This window comes from Mycolicibacterium sp. MU0050 (assembly GCF_963378085.1).
Lineage (GTDB): Bacteria > Actinomycetota > Actinomycetes > Mycobacteriales > Mycobacteriaceae > Mycobacterium > Mycobacterium wendilense.
On the sequence record NZ_OY726395.1, the window covers coordinates 2,973,239 to 2,985,798 of the forward strand.

Sequence of the window (12,560 nt, forward strand, 5' to 3'; positions counted from 1 at the left end):
CATGATCGACCTTCTCGTGTTGCTCGGGTGTGCGTGGGCCTACTGGCCCAGCGGTTTCTCCGGGGCGGCCTCGGTAGCCGGGGTCGCGGGGTTCGGCTGGGCGGCGCCGGGGGTTCCGGAGGTCAGGGACTCACCGCGCATCGACGCGCGGATCTGCTCCAGCCGGGAATGGCCGGCCATCTCGACGCTGGCCTGCTGAACCTCGAGCATGCGGCCCTGCACCGAGTTCTGCGCCAGCTCCGCCTCGCCCATGGCGTTGGCGTAGCGACGTTCGATCTTGTCGCGGACCTCGTCGAGGCTCGGGGTGTTGCCGGGCGCGGCGATCTCGGTCATCGACCGCAGCGAGGCGCTGACCTGCTCCTGCATCTTGGCCTGCTCGAGCTGGCTGAGCAGCTTGGTGCGCTCACCGATCTTCTGCTGCAGGACCATCGCGTTCTGCTCGACGGCCTTCTTGGCCTGACCCGCGGCCTGCAGGGCCTGATCGTGCAAAGTCTTGAGGTCTTCGACGCTCTGCTCGGCGGTCACCAGCTGCGCCGCGAACGCCTCGGCGGCGTTGTTGTACTCGGTGGCCTTGGCGGCGTCGCCCCCGGCGACGGCCTGGTCGGCCAGCGTGATCGCCTGGCGCACATTGGCCTGCAGCTTCTCGATGTCGGCCAGCTGCCGGTTCAGCCGCATCTCGAGCTGACGCTGGTTACCGATCACCTGGGCGGCCTGCTGGGACAGCGCCTGGTGCTGCCGCTGGGCTTCTTCGATGGCCTGCTGAATCTGCACCTTGGGGTCGGCGTGCTCGTCGATCTTCGAGTTGAACAGCGCCATCAGGTAGCGCCATGCCTTTACGAACGGGTTGGCCATGAGTTCATGCCGCCTAACGTTGTCGATGCTCCGTGGTGTGACTCAGCCTGCGCAGACCAATTTATCGGTTCGGGGACCCGCGCCACACTCCCCTACTTCAATTGGCGCGTCGCGGCAGATCAGGCCACCGCCATCGCCACCGGATTGACCGGTCCGATGACGACCTTGGTGGCGGCGTCGACGCGCGCGGACCCGTCCGAGGCGCGGTCGGCGTACTCGTGGTGCGCCATCTGTTCGCCCGCATCCGTGAGCACCTGGGACAGTGGGAGGTCCAGCGCGGAACAGATCGCGCTCAGCAGCTCGCTGGAGGCCTCCTTGCGGCCGCGTTCGACCTCCGACAGGTAGCCGAGGCTGACCCGAGCCGAATCCGAGACCTCGCGCAGGGTGCGGCCCTGCGACGAGCGGGCGCGACGCAGCACGTCGCCAATGACCTCGCGCAGCAACAACGTCATCGTGTCTCCTTTACTCCGCGGCCCGTCGGCGGGACGGCGCGCGGTGCGCGGACTTCGTCGGACTCTGAGGTGAATAACGTCTACCGGGCGGGGTTTGGTTCCCGCGGAGCCCGACGAATGTCCCGGAGCGCCGAGATGAGGTAGTCGAGCCCGGTGAGCACCGTGAGCACGATGGCCAGGCCCATCACCGCCCAGGCCGTGGTGTGCCAGATCTGCGGCCAGGCGTCCAGCGGCAGCACGAACAGTCCGATGGCCACGGCCTGCACCATGGTCTTGAGCTTGCCGCCGCGGCTGGCTGGGATCACCCCACGACGCAGGACGGCGAACCGCAGCACGGTGATGCCGATCTCGCGGATCAGGACCACCACCGTCACCCACCACGGCAGGTCCCCGAGCATCGACAGCGCGATCAGCGCCGAGCCGATCAGCAGCTTGTCCGCGATCGGATCGGCGAGCATGCCGAACTCGGTCACCATGTCGTACTTGCGGGCCAGCTGGCCGTCGAGCCGGTCGGTGATGACCGCGACCGCAAAGATCGTGAACGCGGCGATGCGGTTGGCGAACTCGTGCCCGTCGCCGGCGAAGAGCACCAGCAGGAACGCCGGAACGAGCACCAGCCGCAGCACGGTGAGCAGGTTGGCGATGTTGATCACCGGAGGGCGCCGGGCCGCCGGTTCAGTTTCAGGGTGCCCCGACACCGCCACAGAATATCGGGTGGCATGGACCACCTCGGCAACCGATACTGTCCACCCGTGAGCCAGCCACAATCCATCGCCCCGATCGTGCGTCGCGCCCGCACCTCCGACGTGCCGGCGATCAAGCGTCTGGTGGACACCTACGCCGGCAAGATCCTGCTGGAGAAGAACCTGGTCACGCTGTATGAGGCGGTCCAGGAATTCTGGGTGGCCGAGCTCGACGGCGAGGTCGTCGGCTGCGGTGCCCTGCACGTGATGTGGTCGGATCTCGGCGAGGTCCGCACGGTCGCGGTCGACCCCAAGGTCAAGGGCCGCGGGGTCGGTCACGCCGTGGTGGAAAAGCTGCTCGAGGTGGCACGTGAGCTGGAACTCGAGCGGTTGTTCGTGCTCACCTTCGAGACGCAGTTCTTCAGCGCCCACGGCTTCCGCGAGATCGACGGCACCCCGGTGACCGCCGAGGTGTACGAGGAGATGTGCCGCTCCTACGACATCGGCGTCGCCGAGTTCCTGGACCTGAGCTACGTCAAGCCCAACATCCTGGGCAACACCCGGATGCTGCTCGTCCTCTAGCCCCGCCCCTAGAAGTCCGGCTCGTCGTCGGTGTCGGAGTCGGTGTCCTCGGCACCGCCGCCGCGGATCAGCGCCAGGGTGGCCGCCAGCTCGTCGGGTTTGACCAGCACCTCGCGCGCCTTGGAGCCCTCCGACGGCCCGACGATGTCGCGCGTCTCCATGAGGTCCATCAGCCGGCCCGCCTTGGCGAACCCGACCCGAAGCTTGCGCTGCAGCATCGAGGTGGAGCCGAACTGCGAGGACACGACGAGTTCGACGGCCTGCAGGAAGACATCGAGATCGTCGCCGATGTCGGGGTCGACATCCTTGCGCTCGCCCGCCTTCACCGCGGTCACGCCGTCGGTGTACTCCGGCTCGGCCTGCGCCTTGCAGGCCTCGACGACGGCCTGGATCTCCTCGTCGGTGATGAACGCGCCCTGCAGCCGGATGGGCTTGTTGGCGCCCATCGGCAGGAACAGGCCGTCGCCCATACCGATCAGCTTCTCGGCGCCCTGCTGGTCGAGGATGACGCGGCTGTCGGTGAGCGACGACGTCGCGAACGCCAGCCGCGACGGCACGTTGGTCTTGATCAAACCGGTCACCACGTCCACCGACGGCCGCTGGGTGGCCAGCACCAGGTGGATGCCCGCGGCGCGCGCCTTCTGGGTGATCCGCACGATGGCGTCCTCGACGTCGCGCGGCGCGGTCATCATCAGGTCCGCGAGCTCGTCGACGATCGCCAGGATGTAGGGGTAGGGCTTGTACTCCCGGTTGCTGCCCAGCGGCGCGGTGATCTCGCCGGACCGCACCTTCTCGTTGAACACGTCGATGTGCCGCACCCGGGAGGCCTGCATGTCCTGGTAGCGCTGCTCCATCTCCTCGACCAGCCAGGCCAGCGCCGCGGCGGCCTTCTTCGGCTCGGTGATGATCGGGGTGATGAGGTGCGGAATCCCTTCGTACGGCGTGAGTTCCACCATCTTGGGGTCGATCAGGATCATCCTGACCTCCTCCGGGGTGGCCCGCGCCAGCAACGACACCAGCATCGAGTTGACGAAGCTGGACTTACCCGAACCCGTCGACCCGGCCACCAGCAGGTGCGGCATCTTCGCCAGGTTGGCCGAGATGAAGTCACCCTCGATGTCCTTGCCGAGCCCGATCACCAACGGGTGGTGGTCTTTTCGGGTCTCCGGGGCGGTCAGGACGTCGGCCAGCCGGACCATCTCCCGGTCGGTGTTGGGCACCTCGATGCCGACGGCGGACTTGCCGGGGATCGGGGCGAGCATCCGCACGCTCTCGGTGGCCACCGCGTAGGCGATGTTGCGGTGCAGCGCGGTGATCTTCTCGACCTTGACCCCGGGGCCGAGTTCCACCTCGTAGCGGGTGACGGTCGGTCCGCGGGTGCAGCCGGTCACGGCCGCGTCGACCTTGAACTGTTGCAGCACCGAGGAAATGGAGTCGACCATCGCCTCGTTGGCCGCGCTGCGGCGCTTCGGCGGGTCGCCGGCGATCAGCAGGTCGAGAGTCGGCAGCACGTAGGGCCCCTCGACGACCCGGTCCAGCGCCTGGGTCACCGCGGGTATGGCGGCCGGCTTGCGCTTGCGCGGCTTGGGCGCCACCGCCGGTTCGGGGACCGTCGGCGCGTCGTCGAGACTCGCGGGCGCCTCGTCGTCGAGCGGGTAGTTGTCGTAGGGGGTGCCGCCCGGCCACGACGGCGGCTCGTCCTGGTAGGCCGCGGGGTCGTCGTAGTAGCCGTCGGAGAAGTCCTCCGGATCGTCGTGGGCCACACCGGCGTCGTCGTGCTCGTCGTAGTCGTCGTCGTAGTAGTGGTCGTCGTCGTAGTCCCGGTGCAGTCGCGTGCTGAACATGTGGTGCAGGGTGGCGGGCACCTCGCGGATGGTGGTGCCGGTCAGCAGCAGCACGCCGAAGATCGCGCCGATGAACAGCAGCGGCGCGGCGATCCACACGGTCAGTCCGTCGGACAGCGGCCCGCCGATGGCGAATCCGACGAAGCCCGCCGCCTCCGAGCGTGCGGCCGGGTCATCGGGTGAGCCCGACCACAGGTGCCAGAGCCCGAGGGTCGGCAGGGCCACCATGGCCGCACCCAGAATCAGTCGGGGTCGGGCCTCGGGGTCCGGGGAGGTGCGCATCAGCACGATCGCGATCGTCGCGATCAGCACGGGCAGCAGCCCGACGGCCGACCCGACGATGCTCCGCAGCACGTCGTCGATCCAGGCGCCGACCGGGCGGGCCGCGTCAAACCACGAACTCGCCGCGATGATCACGGCCACGCCGAGCAGCGCCAGCGCGATGCCGTCGCGGCGATGGCCGGGTTCGATGTCGCGGGCCCGGCCAACCGAGCGCGCGGTGCTGCCCGCGCCGCGGGCGAGCAACAGCCAGGTGGCCCGGGATGCGCGTCCGACCGCGACGCCGGCGGCCGCCACCGGCGACGGTCCGTGCTGGGGCCGGCGCGCACCGCCGCGCGCCGGCGCCTTCTTCCGCGGCGGGGCCGGCCGCTTGGTTCGCGCGCCGGACTTCGGGCCGGACTTGGATGCGGCTGCCGCTCGAGCTCCTGACCTGCTCGTTTTGCCGGCCGAACGCGCTGCGGTCTTACTAGGCATGGGCCCAAGCCTAGTCGCAAGTACCTCATCTGCACCATCCGCCACACTGGTCACGAGGGGGTCTCTGGCGGCCCGCTGAGCACTTCGAACCCGGTCTGTGCCCGAATCGTTACCCGCGCGTAGCCCGGCCCCGGCTCCGCCGCGAGCGCGCCGGCGCGGACTAGGGTGTGTGACGTCACATCGCCACCGCCTCCAGGAGCGCACATGCCCGTTGTCGTCGTTGCCACCATGACCGCCAAACCCGAGTCCGTCGACGCCGTGCGCAGTGCCTGTACGGAGGCCATCGAAGCAGTGCACGCCGAGCCCGGCTGCGAGCTCTACGCGCTGCATGAGGCGGGCGACACCTTCGTCTTCATCGAGCAGTGGGCCGACGAGGAGGCGCTGAAGACCCACAGCACCGCCCCGGCCATCGGCGCGCTGTTCGGTGCGGTCGGCGAGCTGCTCGACGGCGCACCCGACATCAAGATGCTCTCCCCGGTGGTCGCCGGCGACCCGGCCAAGGGCAAGCTGCGCGGCTGATGGGCGACAGTCTGCGCGGAAAGACCGCGTTCATCACCGGCGCCGCACGCGGCCAGGGCCGGGCGCACGCCCTCAAGCTGGCCTCCGAGGGCGCCGACATCATCGCCGTCGACCTGTGCGAGCAAATCGAGTCGGTCCCGTATCCGCTGGCCTCCCCCGACGACCTCGACGCCACCGTCAAACTCGTCGAGGAGACCGGATCCCGAATCGTCGCGCTGCAGGCCGACGTTCGCGATCGCGACTCGCTCAAGACCGCGCTGCTCACCGGAACCGCCGAACTCGGTGACCGGCTCGACATCGTCATCGCCAACGCGGGGATCGCGCCGATGGCCGCCGACAACGCCTGGCAGGACGTCATCGACGTGAACCTGACCGGCGTCTACCACACCGTGGACGTCGCCATGAAGCCGATGATCAAGTTCGGCAACGGCGGGGCGATCGTGCTGACCAGTTCGGTGGCCGGCCTGGTCGGCCTCGGCTCACCGGTGGCGGGCTCGGTCGGCTACGCCGCCGCCAAGCACGGCATCGTCGGACTCATGCGGGTGTACGCGAATGTGCTGGCGCAGTTCAGCATTCGGGTCAACTCGGTACATCCCGCCGGGGTGGACACCCCGATGATCGACAACGACTTCACCCGGTCGTGGCTGGCGGGCATGGCGCAGCAATCCGAAGGTGGGCCGGACATGGGCAACGCGCTGCCGGTGCAAACCCTGCAGGTCGAGGACATCGCGAACGCGGCGTACTACCTGGTGTCGGATGCCGGGCGCTACGTCACCGGCGTGGCGCTGCCCGTCGACGCCGGGTATGTGAACAAGCGCTGAGAGCCACGTCAGTGCCCCGCAACGATGCAGCGCGAACGGCTTTCGGGCCGATGGCGCTCGCGGCGATCGAACACCACGAGCCGCCCGCGCGCCGACTGGTCGACGACGATCTGGCCGCTGCGTTCCTGCCCGCGCACCTGCGCGCCGTGGTGGCGGCCGCCCGATTCGCGCCGGTTCGCGCCGCGTTGATCCGGGCCTCGGATCGGGTGGCCCCGGGCCTGTGGGCGAGCATCGCGTGCCGCAAACGGTTCATCGACGAACGGCTGTCCGACCCGCTGCACGAGTTCGACGCCACGGTGATCCTCGGCGCGGGCCTCGACACCCGCGCCTACCGCATCGCCCGACACAGCCGACTTCCGGTGTTCGAGGTCGATCAGCAGGCCAACATCGAACGCAAAGCGGCGGCCGTGCGCCGCGCACTCGGTGAGATCCCGCCCTCGGTGCGTCTGGTGCCGGCCGATCTCGAACACGACGACCTGCTCGCCGCGCTCGCCGCGCATGGTTTCGACCCGACCCGGCGCACCTTCTTCATCTGCGAGGGCGTGACGCAATACCTACGGCCGCCGGCGGTGACGTCGCTGTTCGAACAGTTGCGCGGCGCGGCCCCCGGCAGCCGGCTCATCTTCAGCCATGTCCGCCAGGACTTCATCGACGGCACCAACCGCTACGACGCGCAGTCTTTGCACAAGCGATTCCTGGGTCCAGAACCTTTGTGGCACTACGGACTTGATCCCGAGCGCCTGCACGACCACCTCGCCGAACACGGCTGGCGCCTGATCGAGCAGGTGGGTCCCGGCTACTACCGCGACACCTACATCCGGCCCACCGGGCGCGCCATGACCGCCTCTGGCATCGAATGGATGGCGCACGCCGAGTTGCCCTAGGCCCCAGATGAGAAAGCTCTCATCTGGGTTTCACCTGGGGTCCACGCCGGCCCAGCACAGTGGTCGACATGCGGATGATCATCTGGGCGGTGGTGGCGGCGGCCGCCGCGGCCGGCGTCGGCGTCGCGGTAGTGTCGATGCAGCCCACCGCCGCCGAGGAACCCCTGCAGCCGATTCGGGTCCAGGCGCCGCAACGCCCCGGTCCCGCCGCACCCGAGCCGGAACCGGCCCCGCGGCCCGCGCACGCGGACCCCCCGGACGTGCCGCCGCCGCCGCCGGCCATCCAAACCATCAACCCGCCGGCCCCCGCCCCGGCACCCGCCCCCCGCCACCACGACGGGGACGACGACTGGGACGACGACGACTGGGGTGAGGACTGGGACGACTGATCGCCGCGCAACGGACAGGATGGCAAACATGACCCAGCGCGCCCGCACCCCGAGGTGGCGCCGGATGCTCCCCACCACGGCGCGGACGCGGATCATCGGCTGGGTGCTGCTGCTGGTGATGGCCGCCCTGGGCATCGTCACGCTGGCGACCTGGCTGTTGCTGAAGTCGAGCATCAACGCCCGCATCGACGAGGCCTTGCGCGTCGAGGTCGAGGAGTTCACCGAACTGAGCGCGCCCGGGGTCAACCCGCGTACCGGGGCGCCCTTCGCCGGCATCGACGAGGTCATCCACGAGGCCATCGCCTACAACATCGCCCGCCCCAACGAGAAGTTCCTCGGGTACGTCGACGGCGAATACCGCACGCAGAGCCGGCAGGAACCCGGCGCCACCGAGGTGCTCGCCCAGGACCGGGCCTTCGAACAGCTCGTCGCCTCCGTCACAGCGCCCACCGAAGGGCACTACGAACACCCCGAGGCCGGCGAGGTCCGCTACCTGGCTATCCCGGTCTCCCTCGACGGGGACGAATCCCGCGGCGTGATCGTCGCGGCCTACCTCGGCGACGCCGAGCGCGAGGCCGCCGACAACGCCGCCCAGATGATGCTGCTGGTCGGCTCGGTGACGGTGGTGCTCGCCGCCGGGGCCGCGTGGCTGCTCGCCGGCCGCATCCTGCACCCGCTGCACGACGTGATGAAGACCGCGCACACCATCACCGACACCGACATGTCCCAACGAATCCCGTTGCGGCGCGGCGGCGAGCGTGACGAGATCAACGAACTGGTCGCCACCATCAACGGCATGCTGGATCGGATCGAGGCCGGGGTGGCCGCCCAGCGGCGGTTCATCGACGACGCCGGCCACGAGCTGCGCACCCCGATCACGATCGTGCGCGGCCATCTGGAGGTGCTCGACCCGACCGATCCGGAGGACATCACCGCGACCATCGCGCTCGTCGACGACGAGTTGACGCGGATGAACCGGTTGGTGACCGACCTGCTGGTGTTGGCGCACTCCGAACAGCCGACCTTCCTGCAACCGGAGTACACCGACGTCGCCGCGCTGACCGAGGACGCCTTCGTCAAGCTCACCCGGCTCGCCGAGCGCAACTTCGTCCTGGAGACCACGGCCAACGTCACCGCGGTGCTCGATCCGCAGCGCATCACCCAGGCCCTGGTCGCGTTGGCCGACAACGCAAGTCGCTTCACCGAGCCGGGTGGGCGCATCGGGATGGGGTCGCAGTTGTCCGGCGGCTGGCTGCGGTTCTGGGTGTCGGACTCCGGCCCCGGCGTCGGCGCGCAGGATCAGGCGCTGATCTTCGACCGGTTCGCCCGGGGCAGCGGCGCGCGACACGCCGGCGAGGGCGCCGGCCTCGGCCTCTCGATCGTCCGCGCCATCGCGGTCGCCCACGGGGGCGACGTGTTGCTCGACAGCGTGCAGGGGCGAGGCGCCACGTTCACCATCACCATTCCCGCCGTCCTGGAGGACCGATGGCCCGCATCCTGATCGCCGAAGACGAACCCCGGATCTCGTCGTTCATCCGAAAAGGGCTGACCGCCAACGGTTTCGCCGTCACCGAGGTGACCGACGGCGCGGACGCCTACGCGTACGCGCGCACCGGCGACTTCGACCTGATGGTGCTCGACATCGGCCTGCCGCGGATGGACGGCTTCGAGGTGCTGCGCAGGCTGCGCGGGGAGAACCACCAGATCCCCGTGGTCATGCTGACCGCCCGCACCAGCGTCGCCGACACCGTGGCCGGCCTGGAGGGCGGCGCCGACGACTACATGCCCAAGCCGTTCCGGTTCGAGGAGTTGCTGGCCCGGATCCGGCTGCGGCTGGCCACCGATCGGGTCGGCGAACTGACCGTGCTGTCCTGCGGCGGACTGAGTCTGGACCTGCGCACCCGCCAGGCGGAGGTCGACGGCCGCACGGTCGACCTGTCGGCGCGGGAATTCGCGCTCGCCGAGACGTTTCTGCGCCATCCCGGCCAGGTGTTGTCCCGCGAACAGTTGCTCAGCCGAGTGTGGGGATATGACTACGATCCCGGCTCCAACGTGGTCGACGTCTACGTCCGGTACCTGCGGCGCAAGCTGGGCGCGGATCGCTTCGTGACCCTGCGGGGCATGGGTTATCGCCTGGAGGCGCTGCCCTGAGCGGCCCCGGTCAGATCTCCAGCACCGTCGGCACGATCATCGGCTGGCGCCGGTAGGTCTCGCCCACCCACTTGCCGACCGCGCGGCGCACCGCCTGCGCGATGCGGACCGGGTCGGTCACGCCCTCGGCGACCAGGTTGTCCAGCTCGGCGCTCACCTTCAGCGCCGCCGGTTCCAGCGCCTTGGGATCCTCGGAGAACCCGCGAGCGTGCAGATGCGGTGGTGCGGCGGGCTTTCCGGTCCCGCGGTGCACGACCACCGTGACCGCGACGAATCCCGAGGACAGGATGAGCCGCTCCCCCAGCGTGGCGTCGCCGACGTCACCGGTGATCAGCCCATCGACGAACATCTTGCCCACCGGGACCGCACCCGCGATGGACGCCACCCCGCCAACCAGGTCGACGCTGACGCCGTTCTCGGCGAGCACGATGTTCTCTTCGGGCACACCGGTACTGGCCGCCAGCTTCGCGTTGGCACGCAGGTGCCGCCAGGTGCCGTGCACCGGCATGACGTTGCGGGGCCGCACGCCGTTGTACAGGAACAACAGCTCGCCGGCGTACGCGTGCCCGGAGACGTGAACGCGGACTTGGCTGTTGGTGACGACGCGGGCGCCGATCTTGGCGAGCGCGTCGATCACGCCGTACACCGCTTCCTCGTTGCCGGGAATCAGTGAGCTGGACAGCACGATCAAGTCGCCGGCGGTCAGGGTGATGCTGCGGTGCTCGCCGCGCGACATCCGCGACAGCGCCGCCATGGGCTCGCCCTGGGTGCCCGTGGTCACCAGCACCACCAGCTGCGGCGGCATCATCTCGGCGGCGCCGATGTCGATCACGTCGTCGTCGGCGACGGTCAAGAAGCCGAGCTCGCGGGCGATCCCCATGTTGCGGACCATCGACCGGCCGACGAAGGACACCTTGCGGCCCAACGCCACTGCGGCGTCGACGATCTGCTGCACCCGGTCGACGTTGGAGGCGAAGCACGCGACGATCACCCGACCCTCCGCGCCGCGGATCAGCCGGTGCAGATTCGGCCCGATCTCGCTCTCCGACGGTCCCACACCCGGATGCTCGGCGTTGGTGGAGTCACACAGGAACAGGTCGACCCCGGCGTCGCCGAGCCGCGACATCCCGGGCAGATCGGTGGGCCGGCCGTCCAGCGGCAGCTGGTCGAGTTTGATGTCGCCGGTGTGCAGGACGGTGCCGGCCCCGGTGTGCACGGCGATCGCCAGCGCGTCCGGGATCGAATGGTTGACCGCGAAGTACTGGCACTCGAAGACGCCGTGGGTGCTGCGCTGCCCCTCGGCGACCTCCACGAAGTCCGGTTTGATGCGGTGCTCGCGGCACTTGGCGGCCACCAGCGCCAGGGTGAACTTCGAACCCACGATCGGAATGTCGGAGCGCAGCTTGAGCAGGAACGGGATGGCGCCGATGTGGTCCTCGTGCGCGTGCGTGAGGACCAGCGCCTCGATGTCGTCGAGGCGGTCTTCGATATGCCGCAGGTCGGGCAGGATCAGGTCGACGCCCGGCTCGTCGTGGGTGGGGAACAGCACCCCGCAGTCGACGATCAACAACCGGCCGAGGTGCTCGAACACCGTCATGTTGCGGCCGATTTCGCCGATGCCGCCCAGCGCCGTCACCCGCAGCCCGCCGGGCTCCAGCGGGCCGGGCGGTGCCAAATCGGTATTCATGAGGACGTCCTATCGGAGCAGCGCCGCCGCCCGCATTTCAGCGGCCAGCGCCTGGATCTGCTCGTCGGTGGCCGGGACCTGGGGCAATCGCGGTTCGCCGGCGTCGAAGCCCTGCAACCGCAGCCCGGCCTTGGAAAGGGTGACACCGCCGAGGCGGTATTGCGCAGCGTTGAGCGGTCCCAGCGTCACGCTGATCTTGCGCGCGGTGCCGATGTCGCCGGAATTGAACGCCGACAACATCTCTCGCAGTTGGGCTGCGGCCAGATGGCCCCACACGCTGATGAATCCGATGGCGCCGACGGCCAGCCACGGCAGGTTCAGCGCGTCGTCGCCGGAGTAGTACGCCAGCCCGGTCTCCGCCATGATCTGGGCGCTGCCGTGCAGGTCGCCCTTGGCGTCCTTGACCCCGACGATGTTCGGGTGCTCGGCTAACTCGCGCAAGGTGTCCCACTCGATGGGCACGACCGAGCGCGGCGGGATGTCGTAGAGCACGTTCGGCAACTCGGTGGCGTCGGCCACGGTGCGGAAGTGCGCCAGCAAACCGGACTGCGGCGGCCGCGAGTAGTACGGCGTGACCACCAGCAGCCCGTGCGCACCCGCGGCGGCACTGCGCCGGGCCAGGTTCACACTGTGGGCTGTGTCATAGGTGCCGGCGCCGGCGATGATGCGGGCCCGGTCGCCGACCTCGTCGAGGACCGCCGAGAGCAGCTCGATCTTCTCGTCGTCGCTGGTGGTGGGCGATTCGCCGGTGGTACCGGAGATCACCAGGCCGTCACAACCGGCGTCCACCAACTGGGCCGCGAGCTTCTTGGCGGTGGCCGTGTCCAGGGAGCCGTCCGGGCGGAACGGCGTCACCATGGCAGTCAGCACGGTGCCCAAACGTGCGCTGACGTCGAATCCGCTGGTGCTCACCGCGTAAGGGTACCGCGCGCGATCAACTCGC

The 12,560-nt window shown here is 69.3% G+C and carries 13 protein-coding genes; 7 read left to right on the forward strand and 6 right to left on the reverse strand.

The window, feature by feature from the left end; translation table 11 throughout:
* Positions 1 to 39: 39 nt before the first annotated feature.
* The 3 genes from pspA to pgsA form a co-directional block, all read right to left on the reverse strand.
* Entirely contained in the window at positions 40 to 852 is an 813-nt protein-coding gene (gene pspA, locus R2K23_RS14010; RefSeq protein WP_316510207.1) for a phage shock protein PspA, read from the reverse strand.
* A 119-nt stretch (positions 853 to 971) separates the two neighbouring features.
* Positions 972 to 1,304 (reverse strand): transcriptional regulator ClgR, encoded by a 333-nt coding sequence (gene clgR, locus R2K23_RS14015; protein WP_316510208.1) that lies wholly within the window; start codon positions 1,302 to 1,304, stop codon positions 972 to 974.
* A gap of 80 nt (positions 1,305 to 1,384) precedes the next feature.
* Positions 1,385 to 2,002, reverse strand: a complete 618-nt coding sequence (gene pgsA / locus R2K23_RS14020) for a CDP-diacylglycerol--glycerol-3-phosphate 3-phosphatidyltransferase (RefSeq protein WP_396892005.1) — start codon at positions 2,000 to 2,002, stop codon at positions 1,385 to 1,387.
* A 54-nt stretch (positions 2,003 to 2,056) separates the two neighbouring features.
* Here pgsA and R2K23_RS14025 point away from each other — a divergent pair, with 54 nt between their 5' ends.
* Complete coding sequence (locus R2K23_RS14025) at positions 2,057 to 2,569, forward strand: amino-acid N-acetyltransferase (RefSeq protein WP_316510210.1); 513 nt, start codon at positions 2,057 to 2,059, stop codon at positions 2,567 to 2,569.
* Between the two features lie 8 nt (positions 2,570 to 2,577).
* Here R2K23_RS14025 and R2K23_RS14030 read toward each other — a convergent pair whose 3' ends face one another.
* Positions 2,578 to 5,166 carry an FtsK/SpoIIIE family DNA translocase gene (locus R2K23_RS14030; RefSeq protein WP_316510211.1) on the reverse strand — a complete coding sequence of 863 codons (2,589 nt, stop codon included), beginning with the start codon at positions 5,164 to 5,166 and terminating at the stop codon, positions 2,578 to 2,580.
* Positions 5,167 to 5,370: 204 nt separating this feature from the next.
* On the opposite strand from R2K23_RS14030, the gene R2K23_RS14035 reads away from it, so the two are divergent.
* From R2K23_RS14035 to R2K23_RS14060, 6 genes are all read left to right on the forward strand, one after another.
* Positions 5,371 to 5,685, forward strand: a complete 315-nt coding sequence (locus tag R2K23_RS14035; RefSeq protein ID WP_316510212.1) for a putative quinol monooxygenase — start codon at positions 5,371 to 5,373, stop codon at positions 5,683 to 5,685.
* Positions 5,685 to 6,506 carry a mycofactocin-coupled SDR family oxidoreductase gene (locus R2K23_RS14040; RefSeq protein ID WP_316510213.1) on the forward strand — a complete coding sequence of 274 codons (822 nt, stop codon included), beginning with the start codon at positions 5,685 to 5,687 and terminating at the stop codon, positions 6,504 to 6,506. The genes R2K23_RS14035 and R2K23_RS14040 overlap by 1 nt, the downstream gene beginning before the upstream one ends.
* An 11-nt stretch (positions 6,507 to 6,517) precedes the next feature.
* Entirely contained in the window at positions 6,518 to 7,390 is an 873-nt protein-coding gene (locus tag R2K23_RS14045; RefSeq protein ID WP_316510214.1) for an SAM-dependent methyltransferase, read from the forward strand.
* A gap of 68 nt (positions 7,391 to 7,458) precedes the next feature.
* Positions 7,459 to 7,779, forward strand: a complete 321-nt coding sequence (locus tag R2K23_RS14050) for a hypothetical protein (RefSeq protein WP_316510215.1) — start codon at positions 7,459 to 7,461, stop codon at positions 7,777 to 7,779.
* Between the two features lie 28 nt (positions 7,780 to 7,807).
* Positions 7,808 to 9,280, forward strand: a complete 1,473-nt coding sequence (locus tag R2K23_RS14055) for a sensor histidine kinase (protein ID WP_316510216.1) — start codon at positions 7,808 to 7,810, stop codon at positions 9,278 to 9,280.
* Entirely contained in the window at positions 9,265 to 9,930 is a 666-nt protein-coding gene (locus tag R2K23_RS14060) for a response regulator transcription factor (protein WP_316510217.1), read from the forward strand. Before R2K23_RS14055 ends, R2K23_RS14060 begins: the two co-directional genes overlap by 16 nt.
* A gap of 10 nt (positions 9,931 to 9,940) precedes the next feature.
* On the opposite strand, the gene R2K23_RS14065 is transcribed toward R2K23_RS14060, so the two are convergent.
* Positions 9,941 to 11,617, reverse strand: a complete 1,677-nt coding sequence (locus R2K23_RS14065; protein ID WP_316510218.1) for a ribonuclease J — start codon at positions 11,615 to 11,617, stop codon at positions 9,941 to 9,943.
* A 9-nt stretch (positions 11,618 to 11,626) separates the two neighbouring features.
* Complete coding sequence (gene dapA, locus R2K23_RS14070; protein ID WP_316510219.1) at positions 11,627 to 12,529, reverse strand: 4-hydroxy-tetrahydrodipicolinate synthase; 903 nt, start codon at positions 12,527 to 12,529, stop codon at positions 11,627 to 11,629.
* Between the last annotated feature and the right edge of the window lie 31 nt (positions 12,530 to 12,560).